Here is an 18,769-nt window from a genome sequence, read left to right as displayed (position 1 = left end):
CTTACCTATCGGATTTGTGTGCTTTTCCTGCATAAAGTAAGGGTTTGCGCACGTCAGCGTGGTATTCTAGACATACGTAAATTCGTATAAGTTGGAGGTAGCATGTTCTCAATCGGTCAACACGTCATTCATCCGGGTCAGGGAGTCTGCACCGTCGTCGGTTTTAGGGAAGACACACCGCAGCCCATGCTGCTGCTCGAGACCAAGCAGGGACATGCGCAGACGATCCTCATGTACCCCGTGGCGCAGGCCGACCGTCTGCATGCCGCCATCTCCCAGCAAGATGCCGAGCACCTACTGAGCCATTACGACGAGCTGGAGTGCGACACCTTTACCGAGCGCAACAGCTCGCTCGAGGAGACGCACTTTAAGCAGCAGCTCAAGCTGGGTGCGCCCGAGACGGTCCGCGTGGCAAAAACCATGATGCACCGTATTCGCCAGGCCGAGGAAGCAGATAAAAAACCCAGCTCTTACTACATGCGCGTACTCAAGGAAGCCAAGCGCCGCTCCATCGAGGAGATTGCCGTGGCCCTGGGCGTCACCGAGGAAGACGCCGAAGCCCGCCTAGCCCAAGCCGCCCTCAACTAACCTGCCAAAAAGGGACAGGTTTATTTTGGCAGGTTTTATCTGGCCAAACGTCAACAAACAATTGGTAAACGGCCGGGTGCTCCGTTTTGTTTGTAAGCCCCGGCCATTTTTCTATCGCCGCGAAAATGCGTGAAGCCCATTTGTGATGACATCACGCGAGGGCCGTCCAGATCGACGCAACCAACGCCCGTATCCGCAACAAGCGCACCCGTCTTGCTCAATTACCATTAAAAAGCATCAATTTGAAAACGCAATAACATTTCGGCAGGTAGCAGCTATAGTCGGTAAACTGAATCTCGACAACCGAAGCCTCCGAATGAGGTATCTTCAGCCCATCCAAGCTAAAGGAGGGACCATGCCGAGAAAACCTCGTTCAAAGTCACCAACCGGTTATTTCCACGTCACGTTGCGTGGAAACGGAGGGCAATTGCTGTTTGACGATACCGAGGACCGAATCGCTATGCTTCAGATCCTCGATGCAATCCTCCCCAAACACAATATCGAGCTTATCGCTTGGTGCCTTATGGGAAACCATATTCATCTGCTCATCGACGACCCGGACGACCGAAAAAGCGACGCGATGCACGCGGTAGCCGTATCGTATGCGGGCAGGTACAATGCGCGGACGGGGCATGTCGGCCACGTGTTTCAGGAGCGGTTTTGGGATTCGCCCATTAAGTCGGAAGCATATTTACTTGAGGCAATTCGATACATTCATCTGAATCCACAAAAAGCAGGACTGGCGGCATACGACGAATATCCCTGGAGCAGCCATCGCGAGTATCTAATGAGCGCCAGGTCACGGCCGCATGTCACCGGCAGCGTTGTCGGTGTTTTATTCCCAACGCCTCGCTCATACCTTCAGCTCATGGAAAGTGCGCCGTCGCTTCCCTATCGCCCCAGCGCAACAGCCAAGGTTCGCGAGGAAGATCTATGCGAATTTGGCACGGCAATCGTGCAGAGTGTCGCAGGATGCGATCCGACGGAACTCAAATCCGTCTCCAAGCCACTTCGCAACGAGGCGATTCTCGCGCTTCGAAAACAAGGGCTAACCGTTAAGCAGGTTCAGCTGTTGACAGGACTCGGAACATGGATTATCAAGAACGCGTCCTAGCGTCGCGTTTACCGAGTTACGGATACGGCGAAGCGCAGCTGCCTGCCGCGAGGCGCCGCCATTCGCAAGCGCCACCATGTTAAACAGAAAACGCTTCCGCTGAATAACGTTCAACGGGAGCGTTTTCCCAGATAAAACCTGCCAAAATAAACCTGTCCCTTTTTGGCAGGTTAAGCCTGGAAGGTGTCGCGGTCGGGCGCGAAGGACTGCATGGCCGCGATGGTGCGGTCGAAAAGCTCGGGGAGCTCCCAGCCCAGCATCTCGGCGCCCTGCGTAATCACGTCGCGCGAGCAGCCGGCGGCAAAGCGCTTGTCCTTGAACTTCTTCTTGAGCGACTTGGTCGTAAAGTCCATGACGCTCTTGCTCGGACGCATGATCACGGCAGCCCCGATCAGGCCGGTAAGTTCGTCGCAGGCAAACAGGATCTTTTCCATCTGCAGCTCGGGCTTGGGCAGCGAGGTGTTGAAGTCCGAGGTATGCGTCTGGATGGCGCGGATGAGCTCGGGCGATGCACCCTCGCCCTCGAGGATCTCGGCCGCATAGATGGTGTGGTTCACGGGGTCGTCCTCATGCTCCTCCCAATCCAAGTCGTGCAGCAGTCCGACGATGCCCCAAAACTCCTCGTTCTCGGGGTCGAACTCGCGCGCAAAGTAGCGCATGGTGCCCTCGACCGTCTCGCCGTGGGTGATGTGGAACGGGTCCTTGTTGTGCTCGTTGAGCAATTCGAACGCACGGTCGCGGGTGATTCCGGCGGAAAGCGTCTGAGACATGGCAATACCTCCAGGTGAGTCGGTGCTAAGACACGGTGTCACTATCGTATATCGCCGCGGCTCAAGCCGAAAGGCAGAAAAGGCATACGGAGAAAAAAGCCGGGCGAACGCGTCGCCCGGCAAAACCGCAGATAAAACCTGCCAAAATAAACCTGTCCCTTTTTGGTAGGTTTAGGGGCGGACCTGGCCGGTGCCGCGGAGCTTGTATTTGTAGGTGGTGAGGGCCTCGGCGGCAAAGGGGCCGCGGGCGTGGAGCTTTTGGGTCGAAATGCCGATCTCGGCGCCCAGGCCAAACTCGCCGCCGTCGGTAAAGCGCGTGCTGGCGTTGGCATACACGGCCGAGGCATCGATCTCATCCAAGAAGCGCTCGCAAGCGTCCGCGTCCTCGGCGATGATGGCCTCGGAATGCATAGTGCCATAGCGGTTGATGTGCGCGATGGCCTCGTCCTCGTTCGCCACGACCTTCACGCTCATCTCGAGCGCCAGGTACTCGCGGCCCCAGTCCTCCTCGGTTGCGGCAACAAAGTCATCGCCCTCGGCAAGACCGGCGTCGGCGCATGCGGCACACGCGGCCCCGTCGCCGTGAATCAGCACGCCGTGGTCGTGCAGCACGGCCACGACCGCCGGCAAAAACGAATCTGCCACGGCGCGGTCCACAAGCAGCGACTCGGCGGCGTTGCACACGCCCACGCGCTGAGTCTTAGCATTGACGATAATGTTGAGCGCTTTATCAAAGTCGGCGGATTCATGCACGTAGATGTGGCAGTTTCCCGTGCCCGTCTCGATAACCGGCACAAGCGACTCGCGCACGCAGCGCTGGATCAGGCCCGCACCGCCACGCGGAATAAGCACGTCGACGATACCGCGAAGCTTCATGAGCTCGCCGGTGGCCTCGCGATCGGTGGACTCGATCATCGAGATAGCCTCGCGCGGAAAACCCTTGGCCTCGAGCGCATCGGCCAGCAGTTCGGCAATCATGGCGCACGAGTGATAGGCCAGCGAACCGCCGCGCAGAATACAGGCGTTACCGGTGCGGATGCAGATGCCCGCGGCATCGGCCGTCACGTTGGGGCGCGCCTCATAGACCATGGCGACCAGGCCCAGCGGCACGCTCACGCGGGTGAGGTCCACACCACTTGCAAGTACACGGTGGTCGAGCACGCGGCCGACGGGATCGGGCAGCTCAGCGAGCTTCTCCAGGCCGGCGGCCATGCCCTCGACGCGCTCGGGCGTCAGCAGCAGACGGTCGAGGAGCCCCGCCGAGGTCCCCGCATCGCGCGCAGCGGACATATCGAGCTCGTTGGCGGCGACGATGGAATCGACGCCATCGCGCAGCGCCGCGGCCATGACGCGCACGGCCTCCTGGCGTTGCTCGTCGCTCGCCGTGGCAAGCGAGGCCGACGCTGCCTTGGCGGCAACGGCAAGATCGTGGACATACGTGGCTATATCGACCGACATGGGCGGCCCTTTCTCTTAGAAGTTTGCCAACCATGGTAGCCGATTTGTGCGCATCCTCGCTGGCGGCGGTAGAATTGGTCAACCCGAAACACCGCAACGAACGGAAGTACCGCATGGCCCTCATCACTTCGTACCACGTCCCCGGCCTCTATGTCGAGGACCACAGCATCGACGTCCCCTTGGATTGGCGCGGCCTGGAGCCAATGCTTTTGGCCTTCGGCAGCACCATGCGCCGCGGCGCCATGCCGGCGCCCATCGCCGGCGCACCCGAGAGCATCAAGCTTTTCTACCGCGTGGTTTGCGCTCCCGACCGTATCAACGACGACCTGCCACTCCTCCTCTTTTTGCAGGGCGGCCCCGGCGGAGAGAGCCCGCGTCCGCTGTCGCCCACAAGCGACGGCTGGATCGAGGAGGCCGTCAAGCACTTCCGCGTCGTCCTGCCCGACCAGCGCGGTACCGGGCGCAGCAGCTGTGTAGACGGGCGCACGATTGCCGCACTGGGCGAGCGCGCCGAGGCGGCAGGCTCCGATGCGGCCCGCTCGCAGGCGGACTTCCTCAAGCGCCACCTCGCCAGCTCCATCGTGCGCGACTTTGAGTACCTGCGCCTGGTGGGCTTTGGCGGCAAGCCCTGGGTCACACTCGGCCAGAGCTACGGCGGCTTTTTGACGTTGAGCTATCTGTCGCTCTTCCCCGAGGGCGTGGCGGCGAGCTTTACCTGCGGTGGCATTCCGCACGTGCCGGCGAGTGCCAGCGAGGTCTACGCGCACACCTTCCCGCGTATGGCGGCCAAGACTCAGCAGTATTACGACCGCTACCCCGCCGACGTCGAGCGCGTGGCGGCCCTGGCAGATGCCCTCGAGGAGCAAAAGCCCGCGCTGCCCGACGGCTCGCCGATGACGGTCGAGCGCCTGCAGCTCATGGGCAGCGACTTTGGCATGAAGCCGAGCTTTGAGCGCATGCACTGGATTATCGACCACGCGTTTGTTGACGGCGACGGCACGTTGAGCTGCGGATCCTCGGTATCAGACAGCTTTTTGATGCGCGCCTTCGAGCGCACCAACACGCGCACGAATCCGCTGTACTGGACGCTGCAGGAGTTCATCTACGCCGATGGCGACACGATGCCCATTGGCTGGGCAGCCGCCGAGGAAAAGGCCCATCGTGCCGAGTTCGACACCCTCGCGCGCCCACTCATGTTTACCGGCGAGGCCATGTTCCCGTGGATGTTTGAGCAGATGCCCGAGCTCAAGCCCTTCAAGCCCGCCATGGACCTGCTGATGGAAGACACCAGCTGGGACAAGATCTACGACCCGCAGCGCCTGGCCTGCAACGAGGTGCCGCTCCAAGCCGCGGTGTATTTCGACGACATGTACGTGGATTCGGGCCTGCAGCTCGACACGCTCAGCCGCGTGGGCAACTCACACGCCTGGGTGACCAACGAGTTCGAGCACGACGGCCTGCACGGCAGCATGGTGTTCAAGCACCTCTTCGACGAGGCCCTCAACCGCGGAGACCTGCGCCAGATCTTCTAGCAAAGGAGTGTCCCCACCTGCCGGCACATAAGAAACGTCCCCAAGTGCCGGCACGAGAAAGACAGCGCTGCGGGAAACGATCCGCAGCGCTGTCTTTCTTTATGCAAAGACGATCAAGTTGTCTCGGTGGATCGCGGGCTTCTCGGCCAAGTCTGCCAGCAAGCGGTTGCCGGCAATCTGGTCCTGGCGGCGTCCGGCTGCAAGCTCCAGCACGTCCGAATCGGTCTCGGCGATACCGCGGGCGACGACCATACCGCTCGGGTCGCACACGTCGAGCACATCGCCCTCGGCAAACGTGCCATCGACCTTGCGAATACCCACCGCAAGCAGGGAAGAACCGCGGCTGACCAGCGCCTTCGCGGCGCCGTCATCGACCGTCACCGAGCCATGCGCCTTGTCGCCCAGTGCAATCCACAGCTTGCGGGGCGCAATGTCCAGGCGCTCCGCCGGCGGATCGAACAGCGTACCCACGCTCTCGCCGCGGGCAAGGCGCACGAGCGCATCGGGCTCCTCGCCCGAGCAAATCACGCTCTGAATGCCCGCCGTCATCAGGATGCGGCTCGCGCGGATCTTGGTAATCATGCCGCCTGTGCCAACCGATGTGGAAGAATCGCCCGCCGAGGCGATAATCTTGGCATCGATCTTATGCACGACCGGGACGAACTCGGCCGTGGGGTCCTCGTGCGGATTGGCGGTATAGAGGCCATCGATATCCGAGAGCGTCACGCACAGGTCGGCAGAAACCAAGCAGCCCACAAGCGCCGCCAGCGTGTCGTTGTCGCCAAACTTGATCTCGTCGACGGTAACGGTGTCGTTCTCGTTGACGACCGGCACCACGCCCAGTTCCACCAGACGCAGCAGCGCGTCGCGCGCGTGCAGATAGGACGTGCGACGGGCCGTGTCGTGACGCGTGAGCAGCACGAGCGAGGTAAGCAGGTCGCGCGCATGGAACTCCTCGTCGTAGGCCGACGAGATGATGCACTGACCGGCCGAGGCGCAGGCCTGCAGGCTCGGCAGGTCACCGACCGGTTTGCGGTCAAAGCCCAGCACGGGATAGCCACAGGCAATGGCGCCCGAACTCACCACGACCAGACGCCAGCCGAGCTTGCGCAGGGCAGCAGCCTGATCGGCAAGCCCGCCGATAAAGGCGCGGTTGACCTTGCCATCGGCGCCCACCACCGTGGACGAACCGATCTTTACCACCATCGTTTTATAAGAAGTCGTCATACGTCAAACCAATCAACTGTTGAGGGTTCGGACGAGCTGACGGCCGAGGGAACGTAATTCCACCCTACACCCAACAAAATTAGCGAGCCCAGGGGAAGGCAGAAGCCGCGGCCATGTTCTTGCGCACGAGCTCGTCGCGCACCTGCGCCAAGCCCTGCTCCATGCCCACCACATAGGTCTGCGGGTACAGGAAGCGCTTGTAGACCGGATCCAGATGGTCCAGCGCCCAAGCGCAACGCTCGCGTGCGGCCTCGATGCTCTCGCGCGGGGCAACAGCGCTGCCATCGCGCACGATCGGCGCCAGCAGCTCGCGATACTCAAGCTCGGACACGTCGGTCACTAGAGCGGCATCGTTCACGGCCACGAGGGTATTGCCGCGCGCGGCGCCCTCCCCCGCCAGATGGTCCTCGTCATAGATCATGTCGCAGACCGGGCCGCCAAAGCCGTCGTAATAGCGGCGCACGCGCTGCACGCCCGGAATCGTGCGCTTGTAGGGCTGCTCGGAGAGCTTGACCACCGGCGTCCACGGGTCCGCCTCGCTCGCACGGCGGGCGGAAAGCTTGTACACGCCGCCCAGCGCCGGTTGGTCGTAGCAGGTCGCGAGCTTAGTGCCCACGCCAAAGCTATCGATGGGCGCGCCCTGGTCGAGCAGCGACTGAATCGTGTATTCATCCAGATCGTTGGAAACCGAGATCCCCACATAGGGCAAGCCCTCGGCATCAAAACGGCCGCGGACATACTTGGACAGCTTGGCAAGGTCGCCGGAATCGATGCGAATGGCCGACAGACGTTCGCCCGCCGCCTCCATCTCCTTGGCAACCGTAATGGCATGCTCGCAGCCCTCGCGCACATCATAAGTGTCGATGAGCAGCGTGCAGTTCTTGGGGCTCGACTTGGCAAAGGCACGGAAGGCCTCGAGCTCGGAATCGAAGCTCATCACCCAGCTGTGCGCATGCGTGCCAAAGACGGGAATACCGTAGCGGCGACCGGCGAGCACATTGGACGTAGAGGAACAGCCGGCAACGTAGCTCGCGCGCGCGACGGCCAGGCCGCCATCGGGACCCTGGGCGCGGCGCAGGCCAAACTCGGCCACGGGACGGCCGTCCGCCGCCAACACCACGCGCGCCGTCTTGGTGGCGACAAGCGTCTGGAAGCCGACGATGTTGAGCAGCGCCGTCTCGAGCAGCTGGCACTCCAGCGCGGGGCCGGTGACGCGCACCATGGGCTCGCGCGGAAAGACGAGCTCGCCCTCGGGGACGGCGTCGATGTTTACATGCGCACGAAAATCGCGCAGGTAGTCGAGGAATTCAGGCTTGAACATCGCGCCGCCGGCCGGGGCCTGGAGCGATGCGAGGTAGTCAATATCCTCGGGCGTAAAGCGAAGGTTCTCGACCAGCTCGGGCAGCTCGGCGGTGCCGCACATGACGGCGTAGGCGCTGCCAAACGGATGGTCACGGTAAAACGCGGTAAAACAGCCCTGATCATTGGCCTTGCCGCTCTCCCACAGGCCCTGGGCCATAGTGAGCTCGTACAGATCGGTGAGCATTGCAATGTCGGTGGGATGCGAGATGTCGGTCAAAGCCATGGGGCGACCTTTCGAATGCGTGGTGCGGAGGTTGAGGGTTGGACGAGAGCAGAGCATGCGGACATGATGCCCGATACAAATCGGTTAGAGCAGGCCCATGCTGGTCATGATCGTGTAGCCCATAAAGACGACAAACGCGACCAAGGCGAGCGCGATGATGATCTTTTGAGCCGGGGCCATACCAGGGATCTCGCCCTCGGCCGTGGGCTCCTTAGAAGTGACCATGCGCTGGGCAAACGTCATCTCATCACGGCTCGGCTTGGAATCGACGGGCTTGGGACGAGTGGCTTTCTTAGGCTGAGGCTTGGGTGCAGCAGGCGCAGGCTTCGCAGCGGCGGGCTTGAGCGCGGGCGCGGGCGCCGGCTCGGATGCGGCGCTCGCGGCAGCCTCCTCAGCCTTCGCATGCTCGGCACGCAAGGCAGCCAGCTCCTCACGCTCGCGACGGGCCTCTTCCTGGGCCTCGCGGCGGGCCTTCTCAGCGCGGAGCTCTTCCAACTCGGCGCGCTCCTCGTCGGACAATGGTTGGGAATCAAGCTCGGCCATAGTGCAGCCCTTTCTTTTTAAAAAAAGCCGCCGACACAATGTCAGCGGCTTATCAAATCCAAGGGTGGAGACGAAGGGAGTCGAACCCTCGGCCTCTGCCATGCGACGGCAGCGCTCTCCCAACTGAGCTACGTCCCCAGGACAAGTTGATATTTTACCTACGGCTCGCCAGCTGTCAACGCCCAATACCCAGTCTTTTTGGGACGGGGCTTTTTTGACTACTTTTCGGATGGTAGCTCGACCCCCACCGGGAGCAGTCTTTTTGGGACGGGGCTTTTTTAGCTACCCAGGCAGATAGCGAAAACGATTTGGACGATTAACGGCAGGGGCAGCTAAAATAGCCCCGTCCCAAAAAGACTGCTCAAAAGAGCTACTTTGCGCTGGTGAGGACGCCAGTGGTGTCGAACGCTGGGGTAAAGCTCTCGTCTACCGCGCCGCCCTCTTGCCAGAACATCGTCGTAAAGCCCAAGTCGTCGGCATGGTCGAGCACCCGCTCGTACTCCTCGCGCGTCACGGCGCGTGCCAGGTCGCCGCCCTGCTCACGCATGAGCGCGTTGGGCGTGTACTGGTTCATGACCGAGATCGGCACATCACCCACCGTCTGCCACACCAGGTCCAACACGCGACACGAATCGTCCGCATGCCCCGGCAACACCAGGTGACGCACGATCATGCCGCGCTTCATGAGCCCGTCCTCGTCCACCAGCTCTCCCCCACGGCGCTCAATCTCGCGCGCCATTTGCGCCAAACCCGACACGGCCACACGCGGGTAGTCCTTAATGTGGGAGAGCGACTGCGCAAGCCCCGCATCGGCATATTTAAAGTCGGTTAGCCACACATCGACCAGATCGCCGAGCGCCGCCACGGCACTCGCGCGCTCATAACCGCTCGTGTTGTAGACGATTGGAACAACCAGCCCGCGCGCCCGTGCCGCGGCAATCGCAGCCGGCAGCAGGTGCGCGTAGTGCGTCGCCGTCACCAGGTTAATATTGTTTGCACCCTGATCCTGCAGCTCCAACATAATCTCGACCAGGCGCTCAGGCGAAATTTCAAGCCCAAAATTGCCCGTCGAGATCTCGTGGTTCTGGCAATAGACGCATTTGAGCGAGCAGCCGCTAAAGAAGATCGTGCCCGAACCGGCCTCGCCCGAAATAGGCGGCTCCTCCCACATATGAAGCGCCGCACGGGCCACCTTGAGCGTGTCGTTAGCACCGCATACGCCGCGCGCACCCTCATCGCGCGCCACACCGCAACGGCGCGGACACAAATGGCAGGCGGGCGAAAAAAGTTCGGTCAACGACGTCGGCATAAAAACATGCTCCAAAACAACGATTCAGCAGCTCAAACGCAAAAGGACCAACCGCGCAGACGGCTCGAGCCCAAGGCGCCGTAATCGTCCGACACGATTTTTGTAATGTCAAGACTGGAATCGATAAAGTGCAGCTTTATGATATAGGTATTCCGCCCCCCGCGGAGCAACTGGGTGAACCGTCGCGTTTATTTAGGGAGCCCACACAGTCGTACGTAGTACAGGTATCCTTCGTTGTTAAGGACGCTGGAACGGTCGATGAGGGCACCCACCTGTTTTAGGTGGGTTCATTTTCGTAACGTGGGGGGTGGTTTTCTTTTGCCGTTTTTGCCAAAAATAGCCATCGCAGATCCCGTATGACACCCAACGGCACTCGGCAGAACCCCCGCCAACATCCCAATATCTGGTAAGCACGTGATTATCGATTGGCGCGATTCCCCGCACCCCTTTTGTCGAGTATCATGGGTCAGCTATACCCTTTGCGGCATGGCATCCTTTGACCTTTTCCTTCGACGCTTGGCGGTTTTTGATACATGGCTTCATCCACGAGCTACATACCGTTCCTTTGCGTGGCAGCCGCGGCATATATCACGACCTTCCTCACGGTGCCCCTGGTTAAACGTCTGGCAATCAAGCTCGACGCCGTTGACTATCCTTCAAAACGCCGTATCAACACCAAGCCCATCCCGCGCTTGGGAGGTACGGCGGTCTTTTTGGGCCTGGTCGTCGCCTGCATCGTTCAGATTATGGGCACCTGGCATCTGGGCTGGCCGCCCGTCTTGGTCCCGCATCCGCGCCTGCACATTAGCTACCCCATGCTGGCGCTTTCTTTTACCGTCATTTTTGCGACCGGCGCGATCGACGACGTCTTCCAGCTTAAGCCCAAGCAAAAGCTCGCCGGCCAGGTCCTCGCCGCGCTCATCGCCTGCGTGGGTGGCCTAAAAATCGGCGTCATCGTCAACCCGGTTGCCCCCGGCGAGATTATGCTCGGCTGGCTCGCCTATCCCATCACCGTGATCTACCTGGTGGCGTTCACCAACATTATCAACCTCATCGACGGCCTTGACGGCCTGGCGACGGGTATCTGCGGCATCGCATCGTTCACGATGTTCTCGATGGCCGTTCTCTCGGGCCGCATCGATGCCGCCGCGCTCTCCATCGCGTTGTTTGGCGCCTGCCTGGCCTTCTTGCGCTACAACTTCAACCCCGCGAGCATCTTTCTGGGCGACTCGGGGTCGCTGCTGCTGGGCTTTGCGCTGGGCTCCATTTCGCTGCTTAATGTGAGCCGCACTGCCGCGCTCACCTCGCTTATCATTCCGCTCATCGTTGCCGGTGTGCCCATCATCGACACGTTTAGCGCCATCGTGCGCCGCAAGCGCGCCCACATTAGCATTGGGCAGGCCGACAAAGGCCACATCCACCACCGCCTCATTCAAGAGGGCTATAACCAAAAGCAGGCTGTGCTGCTTATCTATGCCTGGTGTGTCCTGCTTTCGGCCGGTGCGGCCGCCATCAACCAGGTCGAAGTCCCCATGCGCGTGCTCATCTTTACCGTCCTTGGCATTGGCTCGGCAGCCTTCGCCAAGCACCTGCACCTGTTTGAGCCCGTGCTACGCCACCATTACAACAAGCGCACGCACGAAGACGAGCTGATAACCCCCGACGACCCCGCCTTTAAGCAGGAGGAGCAAGCGGCCGAGGAGCGTAAGGGAGAGCGCCACCACAGGCATTAAGGTTTGCTGCAGAAGGTCGCTCTGCTTACCGTCGGCCGCTCGTGACCGCGCCTCGACCGCCACGCATGTCTCGCCTTACCACCCCCTTGCCCACTTTCGCCCGCCCCTCTCAATAAACGCGTTATCATCTTGACCCATGAACATACGTTAGGAGCAATCATGCCAAACGAGAACAGCTACGAAGTCGCGCTGCAAAAGAGCAACGCCATTCGCGAGGGCCTGGCCAAGACGCCCGAGAAGTTCACCATGCTTTCCGGCGACCGCCCCACCGGCCGTCTGCACCTAGGCCACTACTTTGGCACCCTCAAGGGCCGCGTGGAGTTGCAGAATATGGGCGCCAAGACCAACGTGCTCATTGCCGACTACCAGGTCATCACCGACCGCGACACCACCGAGCACATCCAGGACAACGTGTATAACATGGTCATGGACTACCTTGCCTGCGGTATCGACCCCGACAAGACCATGATCTACACGCACTCCGCCGTGCCCGCCGCCAACCAGCTCATGCTGCCGTTCCTGTCGCTGGTCTCCGAGGCCGAGCTGGCGCGCAACCCCACCGTCAAGGCCGAGATGGAGGCCTCGGGCCACGAGCTCACCGGCCTTCTGCTCACCTATCCGGTACACCAGGCCTGCGACATCCTGTTCTGCAAGGGTAACGTTGTGCCCGTCGGTCGCGACCAGCTGCCGCACATCGAGCTCACCCGTACCATCGCCCGCCGCTTTAACAACCGCTACGGCAAGGTGTTCCCCGAGGTCGACGCGCTGCTGTCCGAGACCCCGCTGCTGCCCGGCCTGGACGGCCGCAAGATGAGCAAGAGCTACGGCAACGCCATCAATATCTCGATGACCGCCGAGGAGACGGCCAAGCGCATCAAGAAGAGCCAGACCGACTCCGAGCGCATGATTACGTTCGATCCCGAGAACCGCCCCGGCGTGTCCGGCCTGCTTTCGACCGCTGCCATCTGCACCGGCCGTTCCGAGGTCGAGATTGCCGAGGAGATTGGCATGGGCGGCTCTGGCCAACTCAAGAAGTACGTGACCGAGGCCGTCAACGGGTACTTCGCACCGATCCGCGAGCGTCGCCAGCGCTACGAGAACGACCTGGACTATGTGAAGGACGTCCTGCACGAGGGCAACCGTCGTGCCAACGAGATCGCCGAGCAGACCCTGGCAGAGGTTCAGGACGCCATGGGCATGGTGTACTAGTCGAGAGCAATAAACAACACTCAAGCTAAACCGCCGCGATTGGCACAATCCTCGTTGCGGCGGTTTTGTTTTCTTCAGAGGTCGGTCGCCGAGATATTCAGCCGCTTGGCAGAACCCCTAAGTCGCAAGCACCTTGAGGCTATATCCTGTTAAGCAATGACACCCTATTGTTTAACATGCGGCAGCTTTTACGGCAGACCCGACCGACCGGAAGGAGTCCCATGAGCTCAGTTGCGTTTTGTACCTGCAACGACCGGAAATGCCCATTTAACCCTGTCAACCACGAGAAGGGCTGCACACCGTGTATCGCTAAGAATCTGCACGAGCACGAGATTCCAACGTGCCTGTTCAACGCGATTTCTCCCGATCGGCTTGAGGCCGATAAAGACGAGTGGTCGTGGCAAGCGTTCGCGCGGCATGTAGAAGCATATCTGGGAAGCGACAGCCCAAGAATCCCCGCAGGCGAAGAAGCGCCGCAGGGATTTACCAAGATCGGTTGCTGTAAGCGGGACTAACAATCAAAGTTAGTGCCCCCCTAAAACCAAACGTCAGTACCTCATTATGGGATAACAGACCTGATGGGTTTGCCCCATGCTTACAGGAAAGCGCCCGCCGACCATGGCAGCCGACGGGCGCTTTCCTGAAGTACACCGTTGAATCGCACAGAGGGGAGGAATGCGAATCAAACTCAACAGGGCAGGCTTTTTCGTCGCCTACGGCCTGCTCCGTTGCTGCATACAATATAGTTCACCTTTGTTTACTTTGCAGCATCAAACCGCACCGTCACACCTTCTGCATAAGTTAACCGCGTTAAACCTGCCAATTAGGGACAGGTTTATTTTGGCAGGTTTTATCTGGGGAAACATCAATGGAGCCAGCGTTCCACCACAAAGAGGACAGCCAGCTTTGTGGTGGTTTTGGCCACGGCAGAGCCGCTAGAGCCCTGCTGGCCAACGACAGGCAGCCAAGTCGACGTGCATGGGGTCGACAAACGTCACGCCCTCCCCCAGCAGGAGCTCGCGCTGAGCGTCGGGACCGCCAAAGGCAAAGCCCTCGCAAATGCGACCATCGGCAAACACCACGCGGTGACAGGGAATCTCGCCGGGGCGCGGATTGCTATGCAGGGCATACCCCACGTACCGCGCACTTCGTGGACGGCCGGCGAGCAGCGCCACCTGGCCGTACGTGGCAACCATCCCCTCAGGGATCTGCTCGACTACCTCGTACACCCGCTCAAAAAAGCCCTCAGACGCCATCGATGCTCCTTTCCGCCCGCAACAGCATAAATCAAATGATCCCTCGGGGACGGCAGGGTTGCTGATCATTTGCGGCCTCCGTGAGGCCGATGGTCCGCAACCCCGTCATCGCCGAGGGATCACATGGCATGGCAGGTAGCGTTTGCCCAGATAAAACCTGCCAAAATAAACCTGTCCCTTTTTGGCAGGTCGGTTAGTTGGCAGGCTGGAAGAAGGCTACGGCTACGGCACCGGGGCCTACATGGGTGCCGATGGTGGCGCCGATGGTGTGAACGGGCAGCTCGCCCTCGGTGTGGCCAGCCCACAGCGCGGCGCTGTCCTCGATATACTTCTTGAGCACCGCATCCGAAAGGCCCGTATAGCCGAGCGCCAGCGGCATGGAAAAGTCGACGCCGCCCGCCTTTTCGACCTTTTGGTTCAGCAGGTTGCGACCGTTCTTGGAACCGCGCGCCTTGCCCAGCTGCACGATCAGACCGTCCTCGGCAGCCACCACGGGCTTTACGTTGAGCAGCGTACCCACGGCGCCGGCCGCAGCAGACAGGCGACCGCCGCGCACCAGGTACTCCAGCGTCTCGAGCAGGCCGATAACCACCACGCGGTCGCGCACGGCCTCGACCGCCGCCGCGATCTGGGCCGCGCTACGGCCCTCGTCCACCAAGCGCAGCGCATACTCGACCAGCACGCGCTCGCCCAGGGTGACGTTGTTGCTGTCCACCACGAACACATCGCCGCCCGGTGCCTCGGCAAGTGCGGTACGGGCACTCTGATTGGTGCCGGAAAGCTTAGCGCCCACGGTAATAATCACGGCCTCATCGCCGGCTTCACGAACCTCGGCGATAGCCTGCGAAAACGCGTACGGGTTGACCTGGCCGGTCTTGGGCAGCTCATCGCGCTCCACGAGCATCTCGTAAAAGCGCTGGTGATCGATGTCGACGCCATCCATGTACACATCGGTGCCAAAGGTAACGGACAGTGGCAAAACAGCCAGTGCCGGGTGCTCCGCCGGCGACACATCGCTTGCGGAATCGGTAATAATGCGGACGGACATAGCGAATCCTTTCTTGCACAGGTCCCGCGCAGGGAATTTTGACAGCAATGCCCCGGCACGGTATACGCGCTCAAACGGGACGATGCAGTTGTTAGTGGGAAGCAAATGCCTAGGCGGCCCTACAGCTCGCGCAGGGTGTCGAGAATCGTACGCAGCGACGCGTACATCTGCTCGCGCTGCTCCACGCCCATGGCCTTGCCGGTGGCGTCGAGCACCTCGCGAATAATGCGATCGGCCTCATTCATGCTCTCGCCGCCCAACGTGGTCAGGCGAACCGGGGCACGATACTTAACGGCGGCATCGCCCGAATCGTCGACCTCGACGTAGCCGCCCTCTTCCAGATGCGCCAGCGTACGCGAGACGGCAGCGCGGGTCACGCCTGCCATGCGGGCGAGGTCGGCACCAGTCAGGCCGTCCTTGCTGCGCTCAAGATAGTACAGGCACATGATATCGGAACCCTTAAGGCCCAGCCTTGCGCCCTCAGATGCCTTAATGCGCTGGATCTCCTTGTAGAGCCCGCTAATCAGTCCGACAAAGTCCTCAAAACGTGTCTCGTCGTTCTGCTGCATAGGAGACGACCGCCTTTCGCTTGCATGATGCTAACGGGTAAACATCTTAGCCGTACCCAGCGATCGCAAGCCCCGAACGCCCTAATTGTTAACTCATCAACATAAAAACCACCACAAAGGGGATAGCACCTTTGTGGTGGTTTGTGTGGTGGTTTGGCCCGAGCTAGAGTTCCACGCGCGGGTTATCGCGGGTCACAAGCGTCTTGACGACAACCGTCGCTCCCAGATAGCGCTCAAGCAGCTCGGCTAAGCGATCGATCGCGGCCTGACAGTCCCCCATCCGCTCGGGCTCAACACACTCAATCGCCAGGAACGCATCGGCAGAATCGTCGGACAGAGCCGTTCGAACGCCGTCGCGCCAGTTCCAGCAGCGGCACACGGCACCCGCATCATCGATGTAGGCGAGCTCGCCGGGCAGCGTCGGGTCATCCGCCTCCTCGCCAAGCGGCAGGAACGCATCGCCACCGTCGGTCACCTTCAAGCGAAGGTCTCCCTCAATCGCGTGCAAATCCTCGCCTCCCACGGGCAGCGCATAGGTCAGCGACACCGTGTTGTAAATATCCACCGCCGGTGTGATATGACCGACCGGCTTGCCCTTGAGCACGCGCTTGAGCAAGTTCTCGATCGAGCAGCGGGCGCCCTTTTTAGTCTTGAACAGGCGATAGGCCTCGCGCCAAGCCTTGACCGGCGCGTTCTCGCTGATGGTATCGCTTGTCAGATGACGCTCCGCATCGATATTGGCGCGATCGAGCAGCGCCGCAATCGCGTACACGTCCTCTTGAGGAATCTGAGCCGCGGGCTTCATGCCCTCCACGACCACAACACCGACCGCCGCCTGTGGAAATAGCTCCCAAAATGAATCCTCGGCAACAAAGCCCTTCATACGTGCTCCTTTCGCAATTCGCGCCAACGCGAGCGCCTAAACAAAAAGCGCCCTTACAACGGCCACCTTCAAAGTCCTACGGTGCCGTCACAAGAGCGCTTACGCTGCCCCCATCCGGAGAAGGGGACGATATGTCAGGCGCATTGTAACCCGAGTCATCCACACGAGCAAAACCACCACAAAGGCGCCTGCCTCTTTGTGGTGGATATGGACTCGAGGCGACGCTAGTGGCGGAGTCCCAGCAGGCCGCGGCCGCGATGGCGGGCCTCGGCGGACACCTGAGCGTGCGGGCCGGCGGCCTTGACGGACTCGGGCAGGTGCGAGTACTTCTTCTCGAAGTTCTCCTCGAACATCACCGCCAGGTTGTGCGCAGCCTCGTCGTAGCGCGCTGTGCTCTGCCAGTACTGGCGCGGCACCAGGATGCCGTCCGGCACACCGTGGCACGTGGTGGGAATGTCGACATTAAAGATATCGTCGTGCAAGAACTCGCTGTCCTCGATGGTACCGTCGAGGGCGCGTGCGACCAGGGCGCGCGTGTAGGCAAGCTCGATGCGATGGCCCACGCCATAACCGCCGCCAATCCAGCCGGTGTTGAGCAGATAGACGCGGGTGCGACCGTCGGCGATACGCTCGCCGAGCATCTTGGCGTAGACCATGGGATCGAGCGGCATAAACGGCTCTCCGAACAGCGAGGAGAACGTAGGCGTGGGCTCGGTGACGCCGACCTCGGTACCGGGGATCTTGGCGGTGAAGCCCGTCACAAAGTGATACATGGCGGCATCGGCCGTCAGGCGCGAGATAGGCGGCAGCACGCCAAAGGCATCGCAGGTCAAAAACAGCACGACGCTCGGGGTGGTGCCCATGCCCTTGGTCCACGCGTTGGGGATATGCTCGACGGGATAGGCAACGCGCGTGTTGTGCGTGATCGAGACGTCATCGTAGTTGGGCTTGCGGTTCTCGTCGAGCACCACGTTTTCGCAGATCGCGCCAAAGCGAACGGCGTTGAAGATCTCGGGCTCGTGAAACTCGTCCAGGCCCTCGCACTTGGCGTAGCAGCCGCCCTCGATGTTGAAGATGCCCATGTCGGACCAACCGTGCTCGTCGTCGCCGATCAGCAGGCGCGTGGGATTGGCCGAAAGCGTGGTCTTGCCGGTGCCGGACAGGCCAAAGAACACGGCGGTCTCGTGCGTGACGGGATCCATGCTGGCCGAGCAATGCATGGGCAGCACATCGTCCTCGACGGGCAGCAGGTAATTCATGACGCTGAAGATGGACTTTTTAATCTCACCGGAGTAGCCGGTGCCGGCAACCAGAATCACGCGATCCTGGAAGTTGATGACCACGGCGGCGCTGGAGTTGAGGCCCTTGATGGCGGGGTCGCACTGGTACCCAGGTGCCGCGAGCACGCAAAAGTCCGGTTCGCCGGTGCGCGCAATTTCGCGAGCGAGCGGACGGGCGAGCATCTGCTTAATGAAGAGCGCCTGGCTCGCGCGCTCGCAGGCAACGAGCAGGCGACGCGTGTGGTTGCGGTCGGCACCGGCCATGCCGCGGGTGACGAACACGTCGCGCTCGTTGAGGTAGTCAACGATGCCGGCCTTGATGGCCTCGTAGCTCTCAATCGAAAGCGGGCGGTTGACGGCGCCCCAGGCGATCTTGTCGTGAACATCGGGGGTGTCAACGATAAAGCGATCGTTGGGAGAACGGCCGGTGCGCTCCCCCGTCTCGATTACCAGCGCGCCGTTGGATGCCATGCGGCCCTCTTCACGGCGGATGGCGTGCTCGACGAGCTCCGCAGCAGGTAGATCGACCAGCAGACGCGGCTGATTCTCGGCGGGATCTTCGACCAGCGTAATACCAAAGTTGGACAGAACTTCTGCAGGGGTAACACCAGGCATGGGGCCTCCTTTAAAAGCGCGTCACGCGGGCGCGGCGCGCACTTTACTCA

17 protein-coding genes and 1 tRNA gene are annotated in these 18,769 nt (G+C 61.1%); 6 read left to right on the top strand and 12 right to left on the bottom strand.

The window, feature by feature from the left end; genetic code table 11:
- The first annotated feature begins 102 nt into the window (after positions 1-102).
- Both ACTQZF_RS06935 and ACTQZF_RS06930 read left to right on the top strand, forming a co-directional pair.
- A complete protein-coding gene (locus tag ACTQZF_RS06935; protein WP_154518254.1) occupies positions 103-588 on the top strand; it encodes a CarD family transcriptional regulator in 486 nt (161 codons plus the stop codon).
- A 355-nt stretch (positions 589-943) separates the two neighbouring features.
- On the top strand, positions 944-1,702 hold the full coding sequence (locus ACTQZF_RS06930) for a transposase (RefSeq protein WP_441554900.1): 759 nt from the start codon (positions 944-946) through the stop codon (positions 1,700-1,702).
- 170 nt (positions 1,703-1,872) lie between these two features.
- Here ACTQZF_RS06930 and ACTQZF_RS06925 read toward each other — a convergent pair whose 3' ends face one another.
- Positions 1,873-2,472 carry an HD domain-containing protein gene (locus tag ACTQZF_RS06925; RefSeq protein WP_427747469.1) on the bottom strand — a complete coding sequence of 200 codons (600 nt, stop codon included), beginning with the start codon at positions 2,470-2,472 and terminating at the stop codon, positions 1,873-1,875.
- 171 nt (positions 2,473-2,643) lie between these two features.
- A complete protein-coding gene (locus ACTQZF_RS06920) occupies positions 2,644-3,930 on the bottom strand; it encodes a glutamate-5-semialdehyde dehydrogenase (RefSeq protein WP_441554899.1) in 1,287 nt (428 codons plus the stop codon).
- 113 nt (positions 3,931-4,043) lie between these two features.
- On the opposite strand from ACTQZF_RS06920, the gene ACTQZF_RS06915 reads away from it, so the two are divergent.
- Positions 4,044-5,462 carry an alpha/beta fold hydrolase gene (locus ACTQZF_RS06915; RefSeq protein WP_441554898.1) on the top strand — a complete coding sequence of 473 codons (1,419 nt, stop codon included), beginning with the start codon at positions 4,044-4,046 and terminating at the stop codon, positions 5,460-5,462.
- Between the two features lie 99 nt (positions 5,463-5,561).
- On the opposite strand, the gene proB is transcribed toward ACTQZF_RS06915, so the two are convergent.
- The 5 genes from proB to ACTQZF_RS06890 form a co-directional block, all read right to left on the bottom strand.
- Entirely contained in the window at positions 5,562-6,689 is a 1,128-nt protein-coding gene (gene proB, locus ACTQZF_RS06910) for a glutamate 5-kinase (protein WP_441554897.1), read from the bottom strand.
- Positions 6,690-6,768: 79 nt separating this feature from the next.
- Entirely contained in the window at positions 6,769-8,274 is a 1,506-nt protein-coding gene (locus ACTQZF_RS06905) for a nicotinate phosphoribosyltransferase (protein WP_441554896.1), read from the bottom strand.
- Between the two features lie 84 nt (positions 8,275-8,358).
- Positions 8,359-8,817, bottom strand: a complete 459-nt coding sequence (locus ACTQZF_RS06900) for a hypothetical protein (RefSeq protein ID WP_441554895.1) — start codon at positions 8,815-8,817, stop codon at positions 8,359-8,361.
- A 65-nt stretch (positions 8,818-8,882) separates the two neighbouring features.
- Positions 8,883-8,955 (bottom strand) — tRNA-Ala (locus tag ACTQZF_RS06895).
- Between the two features lie 232 nt (positions 8,956-9,187).
- Positions 9,188-10,126 carry a radical SAM protein gene (locus ACTQZF_RS06890; protein WP_441554894.1) on the bottom strand — a complete coding sequence of 313 codons (939 nt, stop codon included), beginning with the start codon at positions 10,124-10,126 and terminating at the stop codon, positions 9,188-9,190.
- A 533-nt stretch (positions 10,127-10,659) separates the two neighbouring features.
- On the opposite strand from ACTQZF_RS06890, the gene ACTQZF_RS06885 reads away from it, so the two are divergent.
- From ACTQZF_RS06885 to ACTQZF_RS06875, 3 genes are all read left to right on the top strand, one after another.
- A complete protein-coding gene (locus ACTQZF_RS06885; RefSeq protein WP_441554893.1) occupies positions 10,660-11,859 on the top strand; it encodes an MraY family glycosyltransferase in 1,200 nt (399 codons plus the stop codon).
- Between the two features lie 159 nt (positions 11,860-12,018).
- On the top strand, positions 12,019-13,068 hold the full coding sequence (gene trpS, locus ACTQZF_RS06880) for a tryptophan--tRNA ligase (protein WP_441056267.1): 1,050 nt from the start codon (positions 12,019-12,021) through the stop codon (positions 13,066-13,068).
- 221 nt (positions 13,069-13,289) lie between these two features.
- Positions 13,290-13,583 carry a DUF6485 family protein gene (locus ACTQZF_RS06875; RefSeq protein WP_195838532.1) on the top strand — a complete coding sequence of 98 codons (294 nt, stop codon included), beginning with the start codon at positions 13,290-13,292 and terminating at the stop codon, positions 13,581-13,583.
- 420 nt (positions 13,584-14,003) lie between these two features.
- Here ACTQZF_RS06875 and ACTQZF_RS06870 read toward each other — a convergent pair whose 3' ends face one another.
- The 5 genes from ACTQZF_RS06870 to pckA form a co-directional block, all read right to left on the bottom strand.
- A complete protein-coding gene (locus ACTQZF_RS06870) occupies positions 14,004-14,324 on the bottom strand; it encodes an MGMT family protein (protein ID WP_154515649.1) in 321 nt (106 codons plus the stop codon).
- A 193-nt stretch (positions 14,325-14,517) separates the two neighbouring features.
- Positions 14,518-15,372, bottom strand: a complete 855-nt coding sequence (locus ACTQZF_RS06865) for a DegV family protein (RefSeq protein ID WP_441554892.1) — start codon at positions 15,370-15,372, stop codon at positions 14,518-14,520.
- A gap of 119 nt (positions 15,373-15,491) precedes the next feature.
- Positions 15,492-15,941 (bottom strand): MarR family winged helix-turn-helix transcriptional regulator, encoded by a 450-nt coding sequence (locus tag ACTQZF_RS06860; RefSeq protein ID WP_154515655.1) that lies wholly within the window; start codon positions 15,939-15,941, stop codon positions 15,492-15,494.
- A gap of 163 nt (positions 15,942-16,104) precedes the next feature.
- Positions 16,105-16,824 carry a B3/B4 domain-containing protein gene (locus tag ACTQZF_RS06855; RefSeq protein WP_441554891.1) on the bottom strand — a complete coding sequence of 240 codons (720 nt, stop codon included), beginning with the start codon at positions 16,822-16,824 and terminating at the stop codon, positions 16,105-16,107.
- Positions 16,825-17,048: 224 nt separating this feature from the next.
- A complete protein-coding gene (gene pckA, locus ACTQZF_RS06850) occupies positions 17,049-18,719 on the bottom strand; it encodes a phosphoenolpyruvate carboxykinase (ATP) (RefSeq protein WP_441554890.1) in 1,671 nt (556 codons plus the stop codon).
- Positions 18,720-18,769 lie beyond the last annotated feature (50 nt).

The sequence above is a fragment of the Collinsella sp. LCP19S3_H3 genome, from assembly GCF_052119145.1.
GTDB lineage: Bacteria > Actinomycetota > Coriobacteriia > Coriobacteriales > Coriobacteriaceae > Collinsella.
This window is presented reverse-complemented; position numbering and strand designations above follow the sequence as displayed.